Source organism: Lysobacter sp. TAB13 (assembly GCF_052113885.1).
Classification (GTDB): Bacteria; Pseudomonadota; Gammaproteobacteria; order Xanthomonadales; family Xanthomonadaceae; genus Lysobacter; species Lysobacter gummosus.
Map to the genome: position 1 here is coordinate 79,829 of NZ_JBFRDR010000007.1, position 25,412 is coordinate 105,240.

The following is a 25,412-nucleotide window of genomic DNA, read 5'->3' on the forward strand; positions in this document are numbered from 1 at the left end:
ACGCGATCGCTATGCCAGCGAATCGTTTGGCTTCCATTGGAGTTCCTCGCTTTGACTGGTGACCATCGGTCGGCGCGCATGAATCCGCGCCGCCGGACAGTGTTTTGATTCGTTCGGGTTCTGCGACCAAGACTTCATCGGATTGCGCGCAGCGCCCTTGGACGCTGCGCGCATCGCATCACCACTGGATACCCGCGCCGACCGAGAAGCCCCAGTCGCGCGCGGTGTTTCCGCTGGCCTGGGCCTTGTAGACCCAGCGGCCGTTCTCGGTGATGCCCGACAGGCCCACGGCCATGCCGTATTCGCCCTGATAGCCGCCGGCCGCGATCGCGAGCATGCTCTTGCCCGGCAGGTAGGCCTGCGGCAGGCCCGCCATCGCCATCGCCGAGGACGTGCCGGCGCGGAAATCCTTGCGCAGGTTCCACACGTCGTAGTCGAACTTCTGGAAGCGCGCGTCGGTGTAGGCCTTCGATTGATCGACCGCCGAGCTCACCCCGGCGTTGAGCTGGCTGACGTTGACCGCATCGGTGCCGGCGATGCCGGGCGCCACGCCGGTGATGGTGCGTCCGCCGATGTTGACCTCGCCGGTGGAGGTGCTGTTGCCGACGTAAGCGGCGTTGTATCCGCTCTGCGCGCCGACCGTGGTGGCCGAACCGGAACCCAGCGCCACGCTGTTGGCGTGGCTCGCGGTCGCGCCGGTGCCCAGCGCGGTGCTGGCGTTGCCGCTGGCCGTGCTCTGGTTGCCCACCGCCAGGGCGTTGTTGCCGCTGGCCACCGCGCCGTTGCCGCCGGCCGAGGAGTTGGTGCCGGTCGGTTGCGGCTTGGCGATGTTGCCTTCCTGGCTGACCTGGAACATGCCGTCGGAACCGTTCTGCACGTTGGTGATGCGGCCGTCGAAGCTGTTGACGGTGTTCGACAGATTGGCGACGTTGCCTTCGACCTGGGTGATGCGGCCGTCGAAACCGTTGACGGTGTTGCTCAGATCGGCGATGTCACCCTCGACGTTGGTCACGCGTCCGTCCAGGGCGTTGACCGCCTGATTGGTCGCGTGCAGCTGCGAGCCGTTGACCGCGTCGGTGGAAGTCTCCGACAAGCGTCCGGCGGCGACGTTGGTGATGGTGCGTTCGGCGCCCGGAGCGCCCACGCTCACCGTTCCCACCGGCGCGGCGCCGGCGAAGTTGTACGTGGTGCCGGCGATGGTGGCGCTGGCGGTGCCCACCGCGGCGGCGGTGGAGGAGCCCGCGCCCAGCGCCACGCTGTTGGCGGTGCCCGCGGTGGCGCCGGTGCCGATCGCCACCGCATCGCCGGCGGTGGCGCTGGCGTTCACGCCCGAAGCGATCGCGCCGGTGGCGGTGGCGCCGTTGTTGGCGTAGTTGCCGCCCTGCACGCCGCCGTCGTTGACGCTGTAGTAATGCGCGGTGCCGGAGGAGACCGCCTGGTTCAGCTGATCCAGATTCACCGCGTCGGTGCCGTTGACGCCGGCGGCGACGTTGGTGATGGTCGTGCCGCCGGCGTTGATGCCGACGTTGGTGATGCTGGGCCCGCCAGCGATGGTCAGGCCGTTGGTGGTGATCGTGGTATTGCCGACCACCACGCTGTTGAAGCTCGGGTCCGGCACCACGCCGACCGTCAAGGTGCCGGAGGCGTCGTCGTAGGCGACCGTGGCGTTGCTGCCGGCGGCCACGGTCAGGGTTTCGTTGGGCGCGATGTTGCCGCTATTGCCGCCGGCGGCGATGTTCCATCCGGCGGTGGCGTTGTTGTTCACCTGAGTCAACGCGTCCTGCACGTTGGTGTAGCTGTTGCCGCCGACCGCCAGGCCCGCCGTCAGCGTGTGCGTGGCCGGGTTGTAGACCGAGGTGCCGCCCAGCGAGGCCGCGGTACTGTTGCCCAGCTGATCCAGATTGACGCCCAGCGCGCCCACCGCCTGATTGGTGGCGAACAACTGCGAACCGTTGATCGCGTCGGTGGAACCGCCCGACACCCGGCCGGCGGCGACGTTGGTGATGGTGCGTTCGGCGCCGACCGCACCGACGCTGACCGTGCTGGTCGGCGCGATGCCGGCGTAGTTGTAGGCGACCCCGTCGATGGTGTCGCTGCTCGTCGCAACCACCGCACCGGTGATCGATCCCGAACCCAGCGCCACGTCGCCGGCCTGCGTGCCCGCGACCGCGCCGTTGCCCACCGCCGTGCCGCCGGCCACGGTGGCGCTGGCGCCCACGCCTGCGGCCAACGCGTTGACGCCGGTCGCGCCGTCGTTGTTGTAGTTTCCGCCGGCGACGCCGTTGTCGTTGACGCTGTAGTAATGCGTGGTCGCCGCCCGCGCCGCCGCGGTCAGCTGCGCCACGTTCACCGCATCGGTGTCCCGCGCGCCGGCCGCCACGCCGGTGATCTGGCGCGTGTCGGTGCCATTGCCCACGCTCACCGCGCCCAAGGTGCTGCGCCAGGTCGGCGAGGTATCGGTGGAAGGCAAGCCGCTGATCGGATCGTAACCAGCCACACCGGCGGCGGTGCTGGCCACCGAGCCGCGGCCCAGGGCCACGCCATCGACGGCGGTCACCGAGGTGTTGGTGCCCAACGCGGTGGCGCCGGATACATCGGCGATGGCGTTGCGGCCCAGCGCTGCGCCTGCCACCAGCGCCGGATCGATCACGCTGCCGTTGTAGGTCGCATTGGCGCCGTCGCCGAACGCCGCGCCGCCGTTGCCGGCGCGCGCCGCGGCGCCCACCGCGACCGAACCGGTGGCGCTAGCATCGGTGCCGATGGCGATGGCGTTGACGCCGCTGGACGCTGCATTCAGACCCACGGCGATCGCGCCGGTGGCGCTGGCGTTGGCGGTGTTGCCGATGGCGAGAGCGCTTTCCGCCGACGCCGAACTCAAACGGCCCAAAGCCGTGGAATACAGACCGGTCGCGTTGGCGTCATAGCCCGCGGCCAGGGCCGAGGTCGCGGTCGCATCCGCGAAGTGGCCGATCGCCACCGCCTGGCTCGCGGTGGCCGTCGACACCATGCCCAGCGCGACCGCGTAGGCATCGGTCGCGCGCGAAGCATCGCCGATCGCCACCGCGCCGTTGCCGCCGGCCAGGGACGCCCCGCCGATGGCGATGCCGAGACGCACATTGGCCGTGGCGCCGACGCCGATCGCGATCGTGTTCTGGGCCGAGGACAAGCTGTTGATGCCGAGCGCGACCACGCCGCCGGTGACGGCTTGCGCGTTGGTGCCGATGGCGACGCTGTTGTCCTGGCTCGCCGTCGCGCCGAAGCCCGCGGCATACGACGCCACGCCCGTCGCGCGGGTGTTTACGCCGGAAGCGATCGCGTTGACGCCGGTCGCGCCGTCGTTGTTGTAGTTGCCGCCGGCGACGCCGTTGTCGTTGACGCTGTAGTAATGCGTGCGCACCGCGGTGGTCGCATCGGTCAGCTGGCTGACGTTGACCGCATCGGTGCCGGCCACGCCGGGCGCCACGTTGTTGATCACCAGACCACCGGCGTTGATACCGGAGGTGGTGACGCTCGGCCCGCCGGTGATGGTCAGGCCGCTGTTGTTCAACACCGTGTTGCCGGCGGTGACGCTGTTGACGGTGATGTCGTCGGCCAGGTCGAAGCTGACGTTGTCGCTGGCCGCGGTCTTGCTGACCACGATGTTGCCGTCGGTGTTATTGAGATCGACCGCTTCGCCCGGCGCCACATTGCTGGCGTTGGCGCCTTGCGCGCTGACGTTCCAGCCCGCATTGGCAGTGGTCGCGACTTGTTCGATCGCCTGATTGGTCGCGAACAACTGCGAACCGTTGATCGCATCGGTCGAGCCGCCCGACACCCGGCCGGCGGCGACGTTGGTGATCGTCCGCTCCGCGCCGACAGCGCCGACGCTGACCGTGCTGGTCGGCGCGGTGCCGGCGTAGTTGTAGGCGGTCCCGGCGATGGTGTCGCCGGTCGTCGCCACAACGGTGCTGGTGACCGAACCCGAACCCAACGCCACGTCGCCGGCCTGGGTCGCGGCGGTCGCGCCGAAGCCCACCGCGGTCGCGCCGGCGGTGGTGGCGGTCGCGCCCACGCCCGCGGCCAACGCGTTGACGCCGCTCGCGCCGTCGTTGTTGTAGTTGCCGCCCGCGACGCCATTGTCGTTGACGCTGTAGTAGTGCGTGCGCACCGCGGTGGTCGCGTCGGTCAGCTGGCTGACGTTGACCGCGTCGGTGCCGGCCACGCCCGGCGCGACGTTGTTGATCACCAGGCCGCCGGCATTGATGCCTGAAGTGGTGACGCTCGGCCCGCCGGTGATGGTCAGCCCGTTGTTGTTCAACACGGTGTTGCCGGCGGTGACGCTGTTGACGGTGATGTCGTCGGCCAGATCGAAGCTGACGTTGTCGCTGGCCGCGGTCTTGCTGACCACGATGTTGCCGTCGGTGTTGTTCAGATCGACCGCTTCGCCCGGCGCCACGTTGCTGGCGTTGGCGCCCTGCGCGCTGACGTTCCAACCGGCGTTGGCGGTGGTGGCGACTTGTTCGATCGCCTGGTTGGCCGCATACAACTGCGAACCGTTGATCGCATCGGTCGAGGCGTCGGAGATCCGGCCCGCCGCGACGTTGGTGATGGTGCGTTCGTTACCGAGCGAACCCACGCTGACCGTGCTGGTCGGCGCGACGCCGGCGAAGTTGTAAGTCGTGCCGTTGATCGTCGTGCTCGGCGTCGCCACCGCTGCAGCGGTCACCGAACCCGAGCCCAGCGCGACATCGCGCGCATTGTTCGCCACCGCGGTGTCGCCGAACGCGACCGCGCCCGCCGCCAGCGCGCGGCTGGTGCTGCCGATGGCGACGCTGCCCTGGCCGACCACGGCGTTCTGGAAGCCGATGCCGACCGCACCCTGCGCCGGCGTGCCGGCCACGCCGACCGCCTGACCGCCGCCGCCGACCATGTTGGTGTTGCCGATACCGATCGAGCCGTTACCAGTCGCGGTGTTGTCCAGGCCTTGCGCCACCGCGCCGTTGCCGCTGGCGGTGTTCGGATCGCCGATCGCCACCGCGCCGTTGCCGCTGGCGAAGTTGCCCGCGCCGATGGCGACAGCGCGGCCGCCGGTGGCGCGCGAACCGTTGCCGATCGCCACGGCATCGGCAGCGTCGGCGATCGTCACGTTGCCCATCGCGATCGCGTTGTTGGCGGTCGCATTGGCGCCGGTGCCGATCGCCAGCGCGTTCTGCCCGGTGGCCTGGGCCAGGGCCGATATCGCCACGGCGTTGACGCCGGTCGCGCTGTTATCGACGCCGAGCGTGATCGCATTGACCGCGCTGGAGGTGCTGTTGCGTCCGATTGCGATCGCGCTCTGCGCGCTCGACACGGCGCTCGGCCCCACCGCGACGGCATCGGTGGCCGTCGCCCGGCTCAGGCGTCCCACCGCGATCGCGTATTGCTGGGTCGCGGTGACATCCGTGCCGATGGCGATGGAGCCGATCCCGGTAGCGCCGGTTCCGGCGGCGGTGCGCGAACCCAGATAGACCGAGTTCAACGGAGTCGCGATCGCCTGGAAGCCGATGGCGATGGCGTTCTGGCCGCCCGCGGCGGCGCTGGTGCCTTGCGCGATCGCATCGAGCACGGCCGCGTTGGCCTGGAAGCCCACCGCGACGCTGCGCAAGCCGACCGCGCTGGCGCTGCGGCCGAATGCGGACGCGTTGACGCCGGCGGCGTACGATGCGTATCCGACCGAGGTGCTGCTGTTGGCGCCCGCATTCGCGCTGGTGCCGATGGCGACGCCGAAGCTGTCGGCCGTCACCGCATTGGTGCCGATCGCGATGGACAGGCCGCCCATCGCCCGGGTCTGGGTGCCGATGGCGACGGTATTGTCGCTCGCGGCGGTCACGTCCGTGCCGATGCCGATGGAGCCTCCGCCCAACGCGCCCGTGCTGCCGGCGCTGCGCGCGCCCAGATAGATGGAGTTGACGCCCGTGGAATACGCCTGAAAGCCGACCGAGATGGAATTCTGCGCGGCGCTATGGGAGGCATAGCCGACCGCGAGTCCGCCGAGCACATCGGAGGTCGCCAGCGAGCCCAGCGCGGTCGCGCCGATTCCCGACGCCCTGGAACTCAGGCCCATGCACGAGGCGGTGCCGTTGTACGCGTTGAAAGGCGCCACGCTGCAATCCACGGCCTGCGCCTGCGCCGATGGAACCCATCCCGTCCCGCCCATCGCCAACAGCGCGGTCATGACTCCGGCGCTCAAGCTCGCCGTCGTGCGCGGACCCTTGCGCCGGTCGCGCGAGGCCTTGCCGCCGCCTCCGGCCAATTCGGAGGTGACCACCAGCTGATTGAGCGAGCGGCTCCAGACAACGCTGTAGATTTTATTCATTGGATGCTTCCCCAGTTACTAGCCGATCCGATGGGCTGTGGGATTGAGAGCGACAGGACCTGGCCTGCCGGCTCTTTCGATGAAAGTCGTAGCGGCCGCGCGTTCCAGCGCGGCGCCGCGCGCGCAGTGGGTTGGGTCTTGGTCGCCGGCGATGCGTCGGTCGGCCTCACGCGAGGCGGCCTGGACGATTGCGTTGCGCGAATGCGGACGATTGCGATGGGTCGCGATGTCGGCACAGGCCGGACGTTCGCTTCGCGCTGAGGCACCGCCACCACGCACGTCGATTTTCCGCTTCATGCGCCGCCCATCGTGAGGATTGTCCGAAGCGCGCAATCGTCGTGTTTTACGAATCGCGCACCGCTCATGCGCGTCGAACACTAGCGATCGATATCCGCCATTACACGCACAAGCCCTCACGAATAATTTCAGCGATCCGCAGTGCAAGCGTTGCTTTATCGAGACATCGGCCGGATTGGTTTTGAGTAATGACGATGAATATTTTTCGTCCGCGGAAATCTCGGCGCGAGCGGCAGTGCGATCGTGCAACCACGAACGCGCCGATGGCTCGGCGACAAATCAAACTCGCGCAGCAGCGGCGGCATCGACAGGCGCGCCCGCATCGCCAGTCGTCGCCCAACGGTTGCCGCGCCGACAACGGGCGCGATGCTTGTCTAGCGCGCCGCTCGCGAGCGCGGTGGTCAGCCGGCGCGCGGAGATCCTCACCAACCCGCCAGACGGACTGCGTCCACGTCGCCGCCGGGGTAGTCGGCTGGTCCGCACCATCGCCGCGGCGGACAAGCGGCTTCCCGTCGTCCGGGCCTTCGCGAAGCAGGCCGGCGCGACGCGCCCCGGGGCGACGACGACGACGACGAAATTTCCCCTTCCTCACCGTTGGTGAGAAATGCAAGCGAACCCGCAACGCGGATTCGCCCAATGACGCCCAATAAAAGGTGACGCAGATCGCGATTCCTTGCCGACACACCTAATCCACCGTTACCGTGCCGAAACGCGGTGCTAGTCTGGATATCGATGTCATTCAAGGCAGATCGCGTTCTGCCACGGCGAGTCCGTCGATCGCGCGAACGTTGCAGCGGGAAGGGGCCGACCGCTCCTCGACCGCTCGCCGTCCGGCGGTACGGGCCGCCCCCCTTGGCCATCACCCCCTTGCTCGCATCGACCGCACCGATGACCGCCCGCGCACCGCTCCTGTCCCTGTGGCACGGCTTCATCGGCTGGATGAACCGCGTACCCATCCACTCCAGGCGCGACCGGCGCAACGCGCTGACCTTGCAGGCGATCCTCGCCGTCACCACGACCGCGACGCTGTTCACGGCGATCGCCTCGTGCGCGGCCGGCGCGGACCGGGGCGACGGCGGCGAGAACGGCCTGATCCTGATGATCGGCGCCTACACCTGCCTGTGTTTCTGTTTGCTTCGCAACGGCTTGTTCCGGCTGGCGACCAGCCTCACCGTGGTCGGCGGACTGCTGCTGATCGGCACCAGCTATCAGGCCTACGGATTGCAGGCGCAATCCGGACTGCAGATCACCTTGCTGCTGCCGCTGTTGTTTTCCGGGTTGTTCCTGGGCCGCGGCGCGGTGTGGTGGACGGCGCTGGCCGACACCGCGGTGCTGGGGATCGGCGCGCATACCGACCTGCGGCTGGCGACCGATTCCATGCAGGCCTCGCAAGTGCTGTCCAACCTGCTCCTGGCCGGGATGAATTTTCTCGTGCTGGTGATGATTCTCGACCGGCTGATCCTGTCCTCGCAGCGGGCGATCAATCGCAGCGAAGAACTCAACGCGCTCTGCCTGGAACTCACCCGCCAGGTGGAAGAAAAGGAGCGTGCGTACGAGCGCCTGCTGCAAACGCAGAAAATGGAAACCGTGGGCCGGCTGTCCACCGGCATCGCCCACGATTTCAACGCCATCCTCAGCGTGATCCTGGGGCACGCGACCTCGGTGGATAAGCGCGGCGGTTCCATCGACGCGGTGCTTCCGGGCATCCGACAGGCCGCGCGCAGCGGCGCCACGCTGACCCGGCGCCTGCTCAGCTTCAGCCGCACGCATGTGCGCCAGGTGTCCACGTTCGATCTGGCCGAAGCCATCGACGAGGTGCGGCCCTTGATCCTGCCGATGTTCCCGCGCGGCATCCAGGCCTCGCTCGACACCTCCGCGACCGGCCTGCTGGTCAGGGCCGATCGCGACGAACTGGTGCTGGCGCTGCTTAACATCGCCAGTAACGCCTGCGATGCGATGCCGCAAGGCGGCCGGTTCTCCTTATCCGTCGAAGCCGACGGAGCGCATGCCGCGCTCAAGCTGGAAGACACCGGCATCGGCATGACGCCGGAGGTGCTGGCGCGCGTGTTCGAACCGTTCTTCACCACCAAGCCCAAGGACAAGGGCACCGGCATCGGCATGACGACCGTGCAGCGCTTCGTGGCCGAACACGGAGGCGAGATCGAGGTCGGCAGCGCCCCGGGCCAGGGCACGCGCATGCGCATCCGCCTGCCGCTGGCGCAGGCCGGGAGCGAGATCGAGGACGGCGCCGGCCTGGACATTTCTCCGCCGCCGGTGGTGGCCGGCGATTACCACAGCGCAGCCTCGGCGATCGAACACAAAACCGCCGGTGGCTATCGCGACGCCGGCTCCGGGTCGCGTTGACGCCGACGATCGTTCGCCTGCGGCATTTCTCCGTCGCCGCTTCGCTCCTGACCGGCGCCGAGCTGGGTGCCGATCACCAGAACCAGCAACCCTAACGACGTCGCCAGGATCAAAATCCACGGCCGCAGATACCAAGGCTGCGGATTGAGGATCTTCAATCGCGCCGGCACCGTCGACCATCGCCCGCCCTGGGTACGCGCCTGGACTTCGAACACATGCTCGCCCCACGGAATCAGGGGATAGAGGATGCTGCGGTTCTGCCCCGCCTCCACCCAATCCGGATCGAAGCCCAGCAGGCGAAAGCGGAAGTAGGTGTCCCGCGGCCGGCTCAGGTTGATGGCGGTGTAATGAATTTCCAGGCTGCGCGCATTGGGCTCCAGCGTCAGCGACGATCCGACGATCTTCTGCATGCGCCCGGCGATCGCCACTTCTTCGATGCGCGGCCGCAGCGGCACCGAGGCTGCCTGCGGAACATCGGCAGGATCGATCGCGGCGAATCCTTCCACCAGCGAAAACCACAGCCGGCCCCGCGCATCGCGATGACAGGCGGTGGAATGCCCGCCGTTGATTTCCGACGGGATCAAGCCGTCGTCCACGGCGTAGCCGAGGGATTCGATATCGGCCGCGGCCTGCCGCGGCTTCGGCAATAAAGTGACGCCGCGATTGCCGCCCAGCCACAACCGTCCGCGGCCGTCGGCCAGGATGCATGAGACCGTATCGTCGAACAGGCCGTTGCGGGTGTCGTAATGATGCACCTGGCCGCCGTGTATCCGATTCAAGCCGCCGCCGTAGGTTCCCACCCACAGCGTGGCGGTCTGCTTGTCTTCGTACAAGGCGCGGGCGAAACGCGACGACAAGCCCTCTTGCGGCGTCCATCGCTCGACGATGCGGTTATCGAGCAAGCGCCACACGCCACGGTCGCCGACGAACCATTCGCCGCCGTTGGCGGCGGGAACGACATTGTTCACGCTCATGCCGCGCAGGGCGTCGATGCGGCGCTGGCCGGTGATGCGTCCTTCGCTGTCGATCCAGACTTCGAACGTCGCGCGCCCGGCGCTGACGAGGAAACGCCCCTCGCCCCACCGCCAGACATTGATCGCTCCCACGCCCGACCAGACGCCGACCGGCGTCGGCTTGCCGTCGGCGATGCGCACCAGGCGCCCTTCCGCGGTTCCGACCAGCAACGCATCGTTGCGATCCAGCGCCAGGCTGGTGACGCAATCGACATGCGGCCACAGCTGCAGCGGCTGCCGCGCCATCGCGCCGTCGGCCCGCCAATGGTTCAACCCGCCGCAAGCCGATCCGAACCACAATCCGCCCTGCCCGTCCTCGACCACTGCGCGGCCGGCCATGATCACCCCGTCCCGGAACACCGGGATCTGGCCGAACAAAGGTTTGCGCACGCGCAACAGGCCCTTGCTGCCGCTGCCCAGCCACAGATTGCCTTCGTCGTCCTTGGCCAGGCTGATAATGCCCATGCCGAACAATTCCGGGATCTCGCGCCATTCTCCGGCGCCGTTCTCGCGGACCAATCGACCGGAGGCCGTGGCCACCCACCACCGGCCGTCCGCATCCTTGACCGCGGCGGTGGGGCCGGCGACGCCGAGCGGGCGCCATCGCCCTTGCCCGGGCTCATAGCGATAAAGCGCGCGATCGGTGCCGACGAGGAAGTCGCGGCCGTCGGCTTGCAAGGTCTGCACCCATTGGTCGCCGTCGGGCAGTGCGATGCGGCGAAGCCTTCGATCGGCCAGCACGAAAAAACCTTCGCCGCCGCCCACGTAAAGACGGCCGGTGGGGTCGAACGCCATGGCCGCATGGCCGGTCCTCACCGGATCGACCCAGGTCACTTGCTTGTGCACGGGATCCAGATTGAACAAGCCGACGTTGCTCGCCACCCACAGCCTGCCGTCGGGCGCTTGCGTGATGGCGTTGACCTGGCAGGTGCCGTCGCAGATCGGCAAGTGCTGAAACGTCCCGTGGCTGTAGATGCTCAGCCCCGCGTCCTGCGTGCCGATCCACAGCTGCTTGCGGCCGTCCTCATGCAGCGCCAGCACGCGATCGCTGGGCGGCCCGCCTTGCGCGCCGTCCTTGGGGCCTGGCGTATCGAGCGAAGGTTTGCCGCGGAACACCGTGAAAGCCAGGCCGTCGAAACGCGCAAGGCCGCCGAAGGTGCCGATCCACAGATAGCCGTCGTGCGTCTGCACCACGGAATTCACGCCAGACTGCGGAAGCCCGTCGTCGCCGGTGAAAACGTGCACGCCGGCGCGGTAGCGGGGCTGGATCTGGGGCGATGCCGAAGCAGCGCCGCCGATGACGAACACAGCGATAACCACCGTCATCAACCGCCGCCAGACCTCTATGACTCTCACAACCGCTTCTTCCCCGCCGCCGGCATGAGGCCGGCCTGATCGATTACCAGTTGAGCACGTACCCGATGCCGCGCACGGCGCGCAGAGGAAGCTCCTCTTCCGCCGCCTGCTGGCATTTCTTGCGCAGGCGGTGAACCATCATTTCCAATCGGTGCGGATCGAAGTCGTATGCGTTCTTCACCAGACTCGCGATCAAGGTCTCGCGTTGCACCGGAATGCCGGCGGCCGCGGCCAGCATCGCCATGACTTGCCGCTCGGCCAGGTTCAATTCGATTTCGACGCCGCCGGGGGTCAATATGCACCAGCCGCGTTCGTCCAGTCGCCAATGCGTGGACGTCGGCGCGGCGGCGGCGTCCGGAATCACCCATCGCGCCAGATTGTGCAAGGTCGTCACGACCTCATCCATATCGACCGGCTTGGGCAGATAGGCATCCGCGCCCGCGCGCAGGCCGCGCATCCGATCCTGTGCGGAATCGTATCCGGTCAACATGACGATCCCGACCCGCGGCGACAGCCGGCGCAGATGCGCGGCGATGCTGAAGCCGTCTTCGTCGGGCAGACCGACGTCCAGCAGGATCAGATCGAAGGAGCGAAGCGTCATCGACCGATACAGCTCCAGCGCTCCGTCCATGCCGACGACGGAGAACCCGGAGTGGGACAACACCGGCAACAGCACGTCTTCGCGGAACGTACGATCGTCTTCCACTACCGCAAGCACAGGCAGCCGCCGCGCGGCCTCTCGCAAGCGAGCGCTCATCACCAATCCCCCAAGGAAACCCGTGTCAGCTTCCTGATACGCGCGGACACCCCATTGCAATCCCGCGTCCGAGCCAGCCTAGCATCGCGCTTTGTGGCCAATCGTTACGGAACTTGCTTTCGTGATAATTATCACATCGGTCGGGCGGCTGGATGTTGTGCGGACTCAGGGACATTCGACCAATGGATTAGTCATTGAGAGTGACGCATCTTCGAACCAGACGTGGCCTCGCTCCTTCGTCGCTACCTCGCCCCAGTGGTCGATCGCCAGCTGATTCTGTCGTTCTTTCGCCAGCGCGCAGTTCTCGGACGTCTCTCGTTTCGAGTCTGGCAGATGGACGGACAGGTGTCCGGCAGGCAATGCGCACGCGGACAGGACGGCGAGAAAGATCAGCCCTGAAAGTCGGCGACCGAAATGGGGGCATCGTCCCGACAAGGTGGTTCTTTGGCGCGTCTTCCGCGCGCGGTCGCGGCGGCGAATTGTCGATGCCCATCGACCGGTCGTGGATCCAAAAGATGAGCCCTAACCGCTTCAGAGCCAGCCACGCCCGGCGCCGATCCGCTGACCGGCGCCGGGCGATACGAGCGATCAGTGATGCGCGCCGCTCTGCAGGCACAGCACCTCGCGATAGGCGCACAGCGCGTCGATCAGCGGCTTTTCGTCCGACATGATCTTGGCCTTCTCGGCCGCGCCCACGAGTTGGATCATATAGCTCTGCTCGGCGATGCCTTGTTTGTCGATAAACGGATTGAGCAGGCTGGCATGGTCGGCGAGGTCCGGCACCGCGCCGATATCCGCATTGCTGACGCCGGGGGCGTAGAACATGAAGTGCGGCATCGCCATGGTATGCACCTTCATGTCGGGTGGGCCGACCGTGCGCATGATCGGCGCCACCATGTACGACAGGCCCGCCTTGTCCGGAACGCGATAGGTCTTGTTCGAGTAGCGGCTTGCGATTTCCGTTTTCAGCGCGGCGGGCTTGAAGCCCTGGGCGCGCAGCGCGGCGGCGTCCATGATGGCGCGCAGATAGTTCGAAACGCCGGCGGCGTCGTAGCACAGCGGGATATAGATGTCGTCGCGGAAATCGTTCAATTCCCAGACGGTCCGTTCGACCACGCAGTCGATACCGTTGCGCGCTTCGCGCTTGCGCAGGTATCCGGCCTTGGGATCGAGCACATACACGCCGGCCTTCTCGCGCAGGGGCGCCGGCACCGCGCTCAACGCGAATTGCATTTCCAGCTCCGCCGGCATGGCGGCGATGGCCGGCTCAGCCGCTGCGGCCGCCGGCGCGGCGACCGCTGCGGCCATGGAGAGCACGATGGCGATCGCGATCGGAAAACGGGGGTGGGTCATGGTTGAAGTCCTCGTGGTTGAAGCCTGAAGCGCAAGCGGGTGCCTGCCTTCCTTCAAACGACGTATGACCACCGCCCGGATCGACATCGCCGGGGAACAGTTCTCGGCCGGCGCTGAAGCGACCCAAGCCTATTCACGAACCCGCGCTCGGGCGGGTTCGTGATGCGAGGCGATGCCCATCCCAAGCGGCGTGACCGCCGCCCTCAACCCCTAAGAATCCGGGCAGCACCAAAACGCCGGCAGACATAGCCGTAGGCGTATGCGTCGGCCGTGCTTATGAAGACGCGCTGAGATTCTTCCCGATGGATCACTTGGTGGTGTAACCGCCGTTCACCAGAACGGTCTGCCCGGTCATCCACCATCCGTCCGAAACCAGGAAGCGGATGAAAGGCACGATGTCCGCGATGTCGGTAAGGCCGGTCTTGGAGAACTTCGACAGCGCGGCGGCACTCTTGTGATAGGCGACCGCGTCGGCGCCTTCGGCCGGGTAGAAGAAGGGCGTGTCCATCGGACCGGGACCGATCGCGGTCACCGAGATACCGCGCTCGCCGAATTCCTTCGAGGCGGCGCGGGTGAAATGCTCCACAGGCGCCTTGGTGCCGGCGTAAGCCGCATAGAACGGGGTGTAGGCACCGAGCAGCGAAGTGACCAGCGTGCAGATCTTGCCGTTATCGTTGACGTGCTTACCGGCCTCCTTGAGGAAGAAGAAGGCGGACTTCGAATTCACCGCGGTCATCTGATCGTACTCGGCTTCGGTGATATCGACGAAAGCCTTCTTCAGCACCTTGCCGACCGTGTTGACGGCGATGTCAGGCCGGCCTACGGCCGCGATGGTGTCGGCGAACAGTTTTTCGATGGCCGCCGCGGTGGTGAGGTCGCCCTGGATGGCGACACCTTTGGCGCCCGCGGCATTGATGGCGGCAACCGTTTCGGTCGCGGCGGCCTGGGTGGCGGCGCTGTTGTAGTGGATCGCTACGGCCTTGGCGCCCTGCTCGGCGAGGTCGCGGGCGAGCAATCCGCCCAGGTTCTTCGCTCCGCCGGCGATGAGAACGGTTTTGCCCTTGATGCTGTGATCGGTCATGACCTGAGGCTCCATGGTTGCCTGGCGGCCACCGATGTGACCACCTTCTGATCGCAGCATACCGTCCAAGAAATCCGGTTAAACCGTTTATTTATGACAACATATGTCAGGAATAACGACCAATCAGGGCCTGAATCTTGGACCGGATCGAGCTTTTTCGCGTCTTCACCCGCGTCGTGGAATGCGCGAGCTTCACGCGCGCCGCCGACACCTTGGGACTGCCCCGCTCCTCGGTGTCGGCTGCCGTCATCGAGCTCGAAGGGCGGGTAGGCGCGCGTCTGCTTCACCGCACCACGCGCAGCGTGTCGCCGACCCAGGATGGCGCCGCCTTCTATGAGCGCTGCCTTCGCGTGATCGCCGACGTGGAGGAAACCGAAAGCCTGTTCCGGCAGACATCCGCCGGACCGAGCGGGCGCCTGCGGGTCGATGTGCCCGGCCGGATCGGCCGCTTGATCATCGCGCCGGCGCTTCCGCAACTCCTCGCGCTCTATCCTCAGCTCGACATCGAACTGCGCGTCACCGATCGCGCGGTGAACCTGATCGAAGAGAGCGTCGACTGCGTCTTGCGGGTCGGGCCGCTGAGCGATTCGGGCTTGATCGCGCGAAAGATCGGCGACCTGTCGCTCATCAATGTGGCGAGCGCGGCCTATCTTGCCCATCACGGCATCCCGCAGCGACCGGCCGATCTGAGCGCACACCTCGCCGTCAACTATGCCTCGCCGTCCACCGGACGCATCGAGGAGTGGGAATGGGTGGAAGACGGCGAAGTCCGCACCATGCCCGTTCGCGGACGGGTCACCGTCAACAGCGCCGAGGCTTACATCGCCTGCTGCCTGGCCGGCATAGGCCTTATCCAGATTCCGGCCTATGACGTACAGCCGCATCTGCGTGCGGGCGAACTGGTCGAAGTGATGCCCGGCTATCGTGCCGAGCCGATGCCGATGACGCTGCTTTATCCGCATCGGCAGCATCTTTCGCAGCGTCTGCAGGTGTTTGCGGACTGGCTGGAGGTTCTGCTTAAAAAGCAGGTTCTGTAGCGCGAAAAGCCCCCTCATCCTTGGACGAGGGGGCTTACGCCAGCTCAGTACTGCCTTAACTTGTCAGATGCAGCGCGCCGCATTCGATCCGGCAGGCAGCGGCACATCGACCGCTTCCCACGCGCAGGCCACCGACTTCACCACCGCCGACTTCAGCAGACCTCGGTCGATGAAGTCCTGAGCCGCCAGCTGAGTGGCTTCGCGAGCTTGCGGATAGGACGTCTGCGAGGTCATGTAGAGCGTCAGGGCCCGGTACCAGATCTGCCCGGCGGTATCGCGGCTGATGCCCTTAAGGGCAACGGCGCCGTTGCAGGTCAAATCGGCCGGCAAAAGCGTCTTGCGATGCGACTTTGGGACCACCTGACCTTCCGCCAACAGATAGAAGAAGTGGTTAGCCACGCCCGAGGTGAAGTGCGGATCGTGCTGCTTGCTGTTGGCCGGATCGAAACCGTTCTGCGGATAGCAGTCGAACGAGGCGCGGCCGTCGGTGCGCAGGTCGAGACTGGGCTTGAACATATAGCGCAGCGGCTTGCCGGAAAGCAGGACGCTCTCGCCGATCAGGTAATCGCCCGGATCGTTTGCATTGTTGTCGAAGTACTCGACCAGCGTGCCGTTGATGTCGGAATTGGCTTCGTTGAGGCCACCCGAATCGCCGGAGTATGCGAGATTGGCGGTGGCGAAATTGACGCCATGGGACATCTCATGCCCGGCGACATCCAGCGCTACCACCGGATTCGATACGCCGAAGTCGCCGTTGCCGAAAACCATCTGGCTGACTGCGGACGCCCAGAATGCGTTGGTCGCCCCCTGCGGACTGCCGAAGACAGTGAACAGCGAGACATTCACCACGCTCTCCACACCTTTGCCGTCGTTCCTCAAACCCTTGCGATCGTACTTGGCCTTGTAATAGTCCCAGGTCTTAGCCACGCCGTAGTGAACTTCGGCGCCCAGGCGTCCCAGGCTGCTGAGCTGCTCGTTGCCCCAGGTGTTGTCGGCATCGAACATCACCTTGCCCGGCACCGGTATTCCGAAAGCAGGAAGCAGTTGCTCCACCGTTATGCCGCCCGCATCGAGGGTCTTGCCCAGCCCGCGGGTTTCGTCGATCAGCAAGTAGCCGGCACCCTGTTCCGGATTTTCGGCCGCCGTTACCTGACTGGTGCTTATCGTCACCTTGCCTCGATTGAGCGTGTATGCGGTACCTGAGGCCGCGACGCTGAGGATCTGGGCGTCGCGCCCCAAGAACCCGCCGTCGTTGGCGTCGATATAGATCAGGTCCCGCACCGGGCTGCGATCCTCATCGACACCGGCGAATGTCACCTCGTAAGCCAACTTGGGCTCATTGTCCTTCGCGAAATAGACGGTGCGCGTGCTGGGGACTTGAGTGAATTTTCCGTCGAAGTGCACGCCGGCATCGGCGACGGCCTGCGCCGAGGACAACGCGGGGGCGGGCGCCAGGCCATCTTTGCCGAGCTTCAGGTCCATGCTCTTTGTGATCGAGCGCAGCTGTCCGTCCTTCATGTGGGTGACCAGGTCGCCGCCAATGACGGGCAAACCCTGGTAGTCGCGGTTGAAGCGAACATGCTCGGTGCCGTCGGCCTCGACGACGACATCGCGCGGCGAATACTGTTCGGCGGCCAGAGCGGTGCGGTCGCTGCTGGAATTTCCGGCCATCGACTTTCCTGAACCCTTGATCTTCTCCTCGCGCAAAACCTCGCGGGCGCGAGCGACGGCCGGATTACGCTCAAGCTCGGCGGCATGGCCGGCATCGCTCATAGCCGCCGAGTCGGGCGCGGAAAGATGGTTCTTCGCCGATGGTGAAGTCAGCGGATGAGCTTGCGATGCGGCGGCTGCGCTATGCGGCGCGCCGGCGCTGCCGATGTCGTTTGCGCCTTGCTTGACGGTGCCGGAAATCAAGGCGGTCGCGGTCGTTCCGGTCACTGCGAGAAGAATGGATGCGGCTAGAAAGTTCCGTTTCATGGACATGATTTTTCACTCCGAATGAAAATGCCAGATATGCGTGAGTTGCAAGGTGCCCTGAAGGCGATCGTGTCGGGGACGTTGTTGCTCCGCCTCCCCGAATCACCGCCTTGAGTTCACCATCGGCCTCTCCAGGCCGTCGCCAAAAGGCGACGGCCCGGCGTAATGCCGATCGCGAAGAGCATTCAGGTCGATCAGGTGCAGGTAGCCGCGGCCGATCCCGCCGGCAGCGACACATGGACCGCATCCCATGCGCAGGCCACCGCATTGGCCTGCTTCTTGGTCAGCAGGCCGCGATCCAGCAAATCCGCGGCCGCCTGCTGCGTCGCTTCGCGCGCCTGCGGATAGTTGGTCTGCTCGACCATGTACAGGGTCAACGCGCGGTACCAGATCTGTCCGGCGACCTTGTTGGTGATGCCCGCCAGCGCAGTGTTGCCGTTGCAGACCAGATCGGCCTTGGTCAGCGTCTTGCGATGCGATGCGGGCACCTTGACCCCCTCCGACAACAGATAGAAGAAGTGATTGCCCACGCCCGAGGTGAAATGCGGATCGTCCAGGAGGCCGGTGCCAAAAGGCTTGTCGCCGTAGCAGTCGAACGAGCCGATCTTCAACCCGAAGAAATCGAAGGCATCCAGGCTGGGCTTGAACATATAGCGCAACGGAGTCCCGTCGGTATTGACGCTTTCACCGATCAGATAGTCCGGCGGATCTTTGCTGCTGTTGTCGTAGAACTCGACCAGCGTGCCCATGATGTCGGAGTTGGCCTCGTTGAGGCCGCCCGAGTCGCCTTCGTAGATCAGCTTGGCGGTCGCGGCGTTGACCCCGTGCGACATCTCATGCCCGGCGACATCCAAAGCGATGACGGGATTCGACTCTCCCGCGACTCCGTTGAGGTAGTACATGCTGTTCAAACCCGACGACCAGAATGCATTCGTCCCGTCGCCGCCGTAGGTACTGACGTTCGCGACAGCCCTCACGCCCTTGCCGTCGTTGGCGATACCGCTGCGATCGTGTTGCTTCTTGTAGTAATCCCAGGTCTTGGCCACGCCGTAGTGAACTTCCGCGCCCACGCGCTGGCTCAGATCGATTTGGTCGGTGCCCCAGGCGTTGTCGACATCGAAGAAAGGTTTACCAAGCTGGCTGTCGTCAACCTGCGTGACCATCCCCGTTTCGTCGTAATGCCCCTCCGCTGCATCGATCAAAGCCTTGTCCGCCGGAAGATTGCCGCCGTTCAAGGTCTTTCCGCCGCCGCGGGTGGAGTCCACCAGAACGAATCCGGCCTTGTTCTCGGGGCTTCCCGCCGCGGAAATAGGAGTGGTGGAAATCTCGACCTTGCCGCGGAACAGCGTGAAGGCGCTGCCCGTGGCCGAAGCCAGGGTGAAGATCTTGCTGTCCTGAGCCAGATAGTCGCCGGTGTTGGCGTCGATGTAGATCAACTTGTTCACCGGCATGCGGTCCGCCCGGCTCCCCAGCAGCTCGACCTCATACGCCAGGGTCGGCTGGTTGTCCTTCGCGTAGTAGACGGTCTTGACGATGGGTTCTTTCAACAGTTCCGCGTCAAAGTGCTTGTTAGCGGCGAGAACGGCCTGGTTTTGAGAGAGCGCCGCTTTCGGCGGCGAGCCGAGCTCCGCGGCATCGGGAACTTGAAGGTCAAGCGTGCGCGTGGCCGACAGCAAGTTGCCGTCTCGTGAATGCACGACCACACCACCGCCGATGACGGGAAGATCGCGATAAGTGCGATCCATGCGTACATGCTCGCTGCCGTCGGCCTCCACGATCACATCGCGCGAGGTATAGCGCTCGGCGGCCAGGCTGGCGGCGTCCGCGTTCTTGCCGGATGCCTTGGCCGCGGCGATCTTTTCGTGCTGCAGAAGTTGCTGAGCCCGCGCGACCGCGGCCTGCTTGGCCAGATCGGCGATCGGCGCGGGAACTCCGATTCCGGACAACGCCGTCGCGCTGCTCGCGCGTCGCGACGGTGCGTGTGCAGAGGCGACCGTGCCGGCGGACGTGGAAGCGGAGGAAGAGGGGGTCGAATCGCCGTCGCCGGACGTGTGCGAGACGACCGCGGTGGCCGTGGTGCCGGCTACCGCGAGCAGGACAGATGCGGTCAAGAGGTTCCGTTTCATGGACATGAATCTGGACTCCGGAAGGGTGACGCAAATTAGGTGGACAGAAGAGAAAGGACGTTTCGTTTTTACTTTTTGACCATGTGCGCAGCAGCCAACACTCGCTCGGCATGTCTTTCGCGATGCGTCCGGACTGCATGCATATGAACGTAGGAGGCTTGCGTTATCCCTACGCGCCAGCAGAGATTTTTCGTAACCACGTCAACGAGCGCGCAAGCCGCGACACCGCCCGCATACGAATACGTTGCACAGCATTTCTTCCTTGAAATTCAGATAGCTCGCGACGAAGCCGACACCTGCGTGCGCGCTGAATTTCCAGAATTCACAGAACAGGCGGTGATTGAACGATCGGGCGCGGCCGCTCGCTACGCACTTTGCATAGTCGAAAATCCCAGTGCTTTCCCCAACCAATGCGCCTACAGACGTCTTTGAGCGATTCCTTTCTTACCGCGTCTTTAACGGCCGGCAACGGCTCTCGGCACATCCCGCCGTCGCGCTTGCCGATCGGCTAACCCGCCGAGCCGGACGCGACATCTATCTTTTAATCCGCGATTTATCCGGCCCCAGACCGGTCGAGCTAAACGGATGTCCGCACGAGCATGTGGACAGGCCGAAGTATCCGCAGACTCGACTCGCTATACGTCCAAGCCGTTCGCACCGCTTGGAAGTCTGTCTGCTGAAACCCAATACCCGGCCGGACGCGTGCCCGTATCACGCGCCGACTTCATCTCTGCACAACAAGCAGAGTTGGCCGAGTACGACAGGACACTAACATCGAATTTGTGGAGGTATCGGCCATGGCCGATCTATGCCATATGCGCTTGGGATATGAGTCTCGACGAAGACGCACGCGATCGCTGAGCGAAACGGGCGAACATATTCTTCGCGAGCAACGCACGACATGAGGCCGGGCATAGCGAGTCCTCAGCTTGCCCTTCAACTCCCGGGAAATTGGCCTTAGCTCGACTCGCGTGCGCGCATCGATGCCCGCCAACCCGCTTGAAAGCGAGTCCGCGCATTGAGTTGCTTCTGCAGATCCGCTATGTGCCGCCCGAGGGTGCGCTCGGAGAGGCGCAGGCGCTGGGCGATGGTCTTGTCCTGCAATCCGCTGGCCAACAGGGCGATCAACTCGCCCGTCGTCGGACCGGCGATGGGTTTGTGCTCACCCGAATCCGCCTCGAACACGATTGCCTGCTCCCACAGCATGTCGAAGTACGCGCACAGCAGATCCAAAAGAAGCGATTGGCGCAGCAGCAGGCCCGAATCGCTCGCGCTGTTCAAATGGAGAGGAACCAGCGCCATGCTCCGATCGATAATGGCCGCCTTGATCGGCACGCCGCGGAACACGCGCGTCTGCTCTCCGGCCGAAATGGATTCGCGGATATGCGCGACGCGCCCGGGCGCTTCCAAGCCTCGCGCATCGACTATCGTCTTGAAAACGACGTTGCGATCGATGACCGGCGCTCGCATGGTGTCGTGCTGTTCGTAGGTCGTTATGTACGGCGGCCGATCGAGCTCGAGAATTTCCTGTTTCGCATGGTGATGCATTTGCTCCAGGGTGCGGACCAACGCATCTCTTCCGGTGATCAACTCAACCGTCAGCTCATCTTCCAGCGCATCCTTGCTCAAGGGTTTCTTCTGGCTCAGTTGCCCTGCCAATGCCAGCACAGCCTGCAAGTCGCTTTGTCGCTTGGCTACCAAGGCCCCGAAACCAAGATCCGGCGGCGTGGCTCGGTAACGAGGCTGTTGGTCGATGGAGCGCGAAATCAAACCTTTCCGCTCAAGATGTTCCATCCACTGCTGAGCATAGACCGCCGACACCCCCGTTGAGGCGAGTATTGCGGGCAGGCTGGAGTTTGGATGCTCCAGTAAGAACGAATATATTTCGAGTTCGTCGGCGTGCAGATCAATTACCGAAAGTGCGTTGGCCCATTCGTGCTGGGAACCAGTATCCATCGCGCGCCCTTATCCGTATTTCATTGCTTTAGATCTTTGATCGCTCCCCGCCATGACGCCTTCGCAGAATCCCTATCGCTCCGTATAGGGAATCGCGCAAGCAAGGGCATCCCTTTGTGTCTACAAACGCACATTGATGGCACCATCCCTACGCAAGCAGCGATTTGCCCTGTTTAGACTTCTGAACAGATAGATGCCCTTCCAGGCAAGTCAGCTGCTCAGAACTGTTCTTGCCGCTTCTTCTGCTCGCCGGAGAATCTGTGTTCTATCGCGCGAAAGATCGGCGATCTGTCGCTCACCCATGTGGCGAGCGCTACCTGTCTGGCCCATCACGGCATACCGCAGCGACCGGCCGATCTCGACGCGCACCTCGCCGTCAACTATGCCTAGCCGTCCACCGGACGCATCGAGGAGTGGGAATGGATGGAAGACGGCGAGGTCTGCACGATGCCCTCTCCCGTCGCATCAACCAGCGAACGCACCGCGCAAGCTTCCGAAGGCAGCCCTCAAACCGTCGCGCTGGGCTTGAAGCGCCTTCTGTATTCCACCGGCGCTATGCCGAGTTGGCGCCGGAAAAGCCGCCATAAGGTCGCTTCATCGCCGACTCCCGTTCTTACCGCGATGGTCTTGAGCGGCAACGAGGTGTGTTCGAGCATGCGCCGCGCTTGCTCCAAACGCATTTGACGGACGACGGACGAAGGGGTTTGCCCGAACTCCCGCTCGCATACCCGCGCGAGCGTGCGGCTGCTCATGCCGGCGAGTTTTGCCAGCTTGGCGATCGGCAAAGGCTTGGCCAAGTGGCCCTGGATCAACGCCGTCAACGCGTGGACTCTGCCGACCGGGCTGCGCTCGGGAACGATGCTCTCGTCGAAGAACATCGCCTGCTGGTAAGGGCGCCGCAGATACAGCACCAGGCTTTTGGCGACCGTCAGCGCCGCCTGATGGCCGTGATCCTCTTCGATGATCGCCAGCATCAAGTCGAGACCGGCGGTGATGCCGGCCGAGGTCCAGATGCGTCCGTCGCGCAAGAACAGATCGTCGCTTTCCACGCGCGCGCGCGGGAACCGGTTGCGCAGTTCGTCGCGATAAACCCAGTGCGTGGTGGCCAGGCGGCGATCGAGCAAACCCGCCTCGCCGAGCACGAACGCTCCCGTGCAAATGGACACGATCCTGGAGATGCGGCGCGAATTCGCGCGAAGCCACTGCGCCACGCGCATTTCGCCGGCGGAACGGCCATTGGCCGGCGTGGCGCCGGCGATCACCACGGTGTTCGGCATGCCGTCGCGCGCGGCATCGTCGATGGAACAGGCGCCGCCCAGTACAACACCGTGGCGGGTGGGCACGGTTCCCTTCGCGGGGGCGACGATTTTGGCCGCGTAAGCGGGCAGGCCCAGAACTTCGTTCGCATATCCGAGCACCGACCAGGGCCCGCTGAGGTCGAGCAACTCAGAGCCGGGGAACACCACGAACCATACTTCGCGAGTGCGATTGCGCATTCGCGCACATTACGCCAGGTGGCAAGAAATGCAACGTTATAGCTGTCATGTCTTTGCCCAGCGCTTCGCGCGGCCCGCAGAATTGCCCGGCCGATACGCGAAGGCCGCCCTGGGAGTAGTTGATGAGCTACAACGCTCCACGCATTGCAGGTTTTGTCGTCATATGCGCCGCCGCGACATCCGCGGCGGCGCAGGACAATGCCCTCACCTCCGCAGTCGACGCCTTCGGCGAGCGCGCGGGGATCGAACAATCCGGCCTGTACAGCGAGAGTCAGGTCCGCGGCTTCGATCTCAACGACAGCGGCGCTTATCGCATCGACGACGCCTATTTCAACCGAGCCGCGGTCTTGGACGACACGGTGTTGTCGAGCGCCGGTGTGCGCGTCGGCGTGAATGCTGCACGTCTTGCCTATCCCGCGCCATCGGGCGTGGTGAACTACCGGCTGCGCGAGGCGGGCCCAACGAACGAACTGCGGCTGGGCGCGGGCTTTCGCGATTTCGGCGCCCGAGTGGTTCAGGCCGACGGTTCATTGCGCAGCGGCTCCCTGAGCTTCGCGGGCGGCCTTTTATGGCGTCCGCAGCTGCGATTCTCGCAAGGATACGAAGGCGTCGCCTTCAATACCGGTGGCGTCTTCGCCTGGGACATCGCGCCGGATCAGCGGCTGCGTGCGTTCGCGTCGAAATACAAGCGCCACTATGATGGCGACTATGCGGTGGTCGCCAACGCAGGGGCGATACCACCGCCATTGCGCAGGCTGCATCAGTATTCGCCGAGTTGGGCCGAGACGGACGCTGTAAGCACGAACATGGGCGTCCTCTACGATGCCCGCTTCGGTAGCTTCACCGCCGATGCATCGGTGTTTCGTTCGATCTTCGACATCGATCAAAACGACTTCACCCTTATTTCGTCGGACGGCGCGGGCAACGCAACGGCAACCACGCTTCGAAGCCCGAAGCGCACAAAGACCGCGGACTCGGTCGAAGCCCGAATCGGACGCCAGTTTAAAGCCGGCACGCTCGACCAGAACGTCACCCTGTCGGTGCGGGGCGGCCGCACCACGACCGAATTCGGCTCGAACCTGGCCATTCCCCTTGGCGCGTTCCAGCTCTCCGGCGATCCGCGCGACGTGGCGGAAGTTCAATGGTCGGGCAAGCGCGGCGAAGACAGGGTCGAACAGGCAACGGTGTCGGCGGGCTATTCGCTTGCTTGGAATGACCGCCTTCAGCTTCGTTTCGGGGTCCATCGCATCCGTTACGACAAAGCCGTGCTTTCTATTTTGGGCGCTCATACCGAGCGCGTCAGCCAGAGCACTCACTACAACGCTTCCGCGGTGTTCAATCTGACAGACCGAACAGCGCTGTTCGGAAGCTGGGTGACGGGACTGGAAGAGAGCGGCGTCGCGCCGCTCTCGGCGAGCAACCCCGACGAAGTGCTGCCTCCGGGTGAAGCCAAGCAACTTGAACTGGGCGTGCGTTACGCGCTCTCGCCGCGGCTGACCTTCATCGGCGCGCTTTTCGATGTTTCCAAACCCAGCCAGGGCCTTCGGACCAACGGTTCGTTCGGACTTGTCGGAGATGTTCACCATCGCGGCGTCGAAGCTTCGATTGCAGGCCAACTCAACGACCGGACCAAAGTCGTCGTCGGTGCTGTCCGCTTTGATTCGGAGGTGACCGGGCCGCTTGTGGATGCCGGTATCGTCGGCTCGGAGGATGTCGGCGTTTCGCGGCAGGCGGCCAGCGCCAGCATCGAATATCAGCTCAGCGACGGATGGTCGCTCGACGCCAACCTCAACTATTCGGGCGAACGCTGGGTCGACACCGCCAACACCTTGCGGGCGCCGGCCGTCACGACACTGGGCATCGGCCTGCGCGGCAGCTTCAAATTCGCCGGCCGCCCGGCCGCATTGCGCATACTGGCGTCGAATTTGACGGGAGCAGATGGGTACATGGCCGCACGTTCGGGCCTTCTGTCGCCGATTGCGCCGCTGACGGTCAGAGCCGTGCTTACACTCACCTTTGGCCCGGGTAAGTGAATCGGTTGCGGCAAGGTCCGCTGTCGCCTTTCTATCTCTTGCGTGGGTAAGCGACGTCATCGACTTGGACGTAGCGAAATCGAGACCTGGAACGCGCACCTCGACTGACAAGGCCTCAAGCGAGCCGGGCGACAACTCTCCAAGAAAATCGCCACGGCCTCGGGGCTTTTCATTTGGCCGCCTGCCTTAAATCGGGCGGCTCGAAAAATTCAACAAAAGTTCGGCAAAAACG

General features: G+C 64.9%; 14 protein-coding genes. 4 read left to right on the forward strand and 10 right to left on the reverse strand.

The window, feature by feature from the left end:
* Positions 1-178: 178 nt before the first annotated feature.
* Positions 179-6,334, reverse strand: coding sequence for a YadA-like family protein (locus AB4Y92_RS10695; protein WP_441819626.1), 6,156 nt, complete (start codon positions 6,332-6,334; stop codon positions 179-181).
* An 18-nt stretch (positions 6,335-6,352) separates the two neighbouring features.
* Positions 6,353-6,880 (reverse strand): hypothetical protein, encoded by a 528-nt coding sequence (locus AB4Y92_RS10700; protein WP_441819627.1) that lies wholly within the window; start codon positions 6,878-6,880, stop codon positions 6,353-6,355.
* 639 nt (positions 6,881-7,519) lie between these two features.
* Between AB4Y92_RS10700 and AB4Y92_RS10705 the strand changes: the two genes are divergently transcribed.
* Positions 7,520-8,995, forward strand: coding sequence for a sensor histidine kinase (locus tag AB4Y92_RS10705; RefSeq protein WP_441819628.1), 1,476 nt, complete (start codon positions 7,520-7,522; stop codon positions 8,993-8,995).
* On the opposite strand, the gene AB4Y92_RS10710 is transcribed toward AB4Y92_RS10705, so the two are convergent.
* From AB4Y92_RS10710 to AB4Y92_RS10725, 4 genes are all read right to left on the reverse strand, one after another.
* The gene (locus AB4Y92_RS10710) at positions 8,965-11,334 is read right to left on the reverse strand and encodes a two-component regulator propeller domain-containing protein (RefSeq protein ID WP_441819629.1); all 2,370 of its coding nucleotides are present in this window, start codon (positions 11,332-11,334) and stop codon (positions 8,965-8,967) included. The genes AB4Y92_RS10705 and AB4Y92_RS10710 overlap by 31 nt on opposite strands.
* Before the next feature lie 73 nt (positions 11,335-11,407).
* Positions 11,408-12,121: a response regulator transcription factor gene (locus AB4Y92_RS10715; RefSeq protein WP_441819630.1), complete on the reverse strand. Its 714-nt coding sequence runs from the start codon at positions 12,119-12,121 to the stop codon at positions 11,408-11,410.
* 588 nt (positions 12,122-12,709) lie between these two features.
* On the reverse strand, positions 12,710-13,561 hold the full coding sequence (locus tag AB4Y92_RS10720; protein ID WP_441819631.1) for a hypothetical protein: 852 nt from the start codon (positions 13,559-13,561) through the stop codon (positions 12,710-12,712).
* 220 nt (positions 13,562-13,781) lie between these two features.
* Complete coding sequence (locus tag AB4Y92_RS10725; protein ID WP_441819735.1) at positions 13,782-14,555, reverse strand: SDR family oxidoreductase; 774 nt, start codon at positions 14,553-14,555, stop codon at positions 13,782-13,784.
* Positions 14,556-14,692: 137 nt separating this feature from the next.
* Here AB4Y92_RS10725 and AB4Y92_RS10730 point away from each other — a divergent pair, with 137 nt between their 5' ends.
* Positions 14,693-15,592, forward strand: coding sequence for a LysR family transcriptional regulator (locus AB4Y92_RS10730; protein ID WP_441819632.1), 900 nt, complete (start codon positions 14,693-14,695; stop codon positions 15,590-15,592).
* Positions 15,593-15,655: 63 nt separating this feature from the next.
* Here the strand turns inward: AB4Y92_RS10730 and AB4Y92_RS10735 are convergent, their stop codons facing one another.
* Together AB4Y92_RS10735 and AB4Y92_RS10740 are read right to left on the reverse strand one after the other, a co-directional pair.
* Positions 15,656-17,575: a M4 family metallopeptidase gene (locus AB4Y92_RS10735; protein ID WP_441819633.1), complete on the reverse strand. Its 1,920-nt coding sequence runs from the start codon at positions 17,573-17,575 to the stop codon at positions 15,656-15,658.
* 188 nt (positions 17,576-17,763) lie between these two features.
* Positions 17,764-19,515 (reverse strand): M4 family metallopeptidase, encoded by a 1,752-nt coding sequence (locus AB4Y92_RS10740; protein WP_441819736.1) that lies wholly within the window; start codon positions 19,513-19,515, stop codon positions 17,764-17,766.
* Between AB4Y92_RS10740 and AB4Y92_RS10745 the strand changes: the two genes are divergently transcribed.
* A complete protein-coding gene (locus AB4Y92_RS10745; protein ID WP_441819740.1) occupies positions 19,472-19,774 on the forward strand; it encodes a hypothetical protein in 303 nt (100 codons plus the stop codon). The genes AB4Y92_RS10740 and AB4Y92_RS10745 overlap by 44 nt on opposite strands.
* A gap of 878 nt (positions 19,775-20,652) precedes the next feature.
* Here AB4Y92_RS10745 and AB4Y92_RS10750 read toward each other — a convergent pair.
* Positions 20,653-21,651 carry a helix-turn-helix domain-containing protein gene (locus tag AB4Y92_RS10750; protein WP_441819634.1) on the reverse strand — a complete coding sequence of 333 codons (999 nt, stop codon included), beginning with the start codon at positions 21,649-21,651 and terminating at the stop codon, positions 20,653-20,655.
* A 506-nt stretch (positions 21,652-22,157) separates the two neighbouring features.
* Positions 22,158-23,147 (reverse strand): GlxA family transcriptional regulator, encoded by a 990-nt coding sequence (locus tag AB4Y92_RS10755; protein WP_441819635.1) that lies wholly within the window; start codon positions 23,145-23,147, stop codon positions 22,158-22,160.
* A 122-nt stretch (positions 23,148-23,269) separates the two neighbouring features.
* On the opposite strand from AB4Y92_RS10755, the gene AB4Y92_RS10760 reads away from it, so the two are divergent.
* The gene (locus AB4Y92_RS10760; protein WP_441819636.1) at positions 23,270-25,180 is read left to right on the forward strand and encodes a hypothetical protein; all 1,911 of its coding nucleotides are present in this window, start codon (positions 23,270-23,272) and stop codon (positions 25,178-25,180) included.
* Positions 25,181-25,412 lie beyond the last annotated feature (232 nt).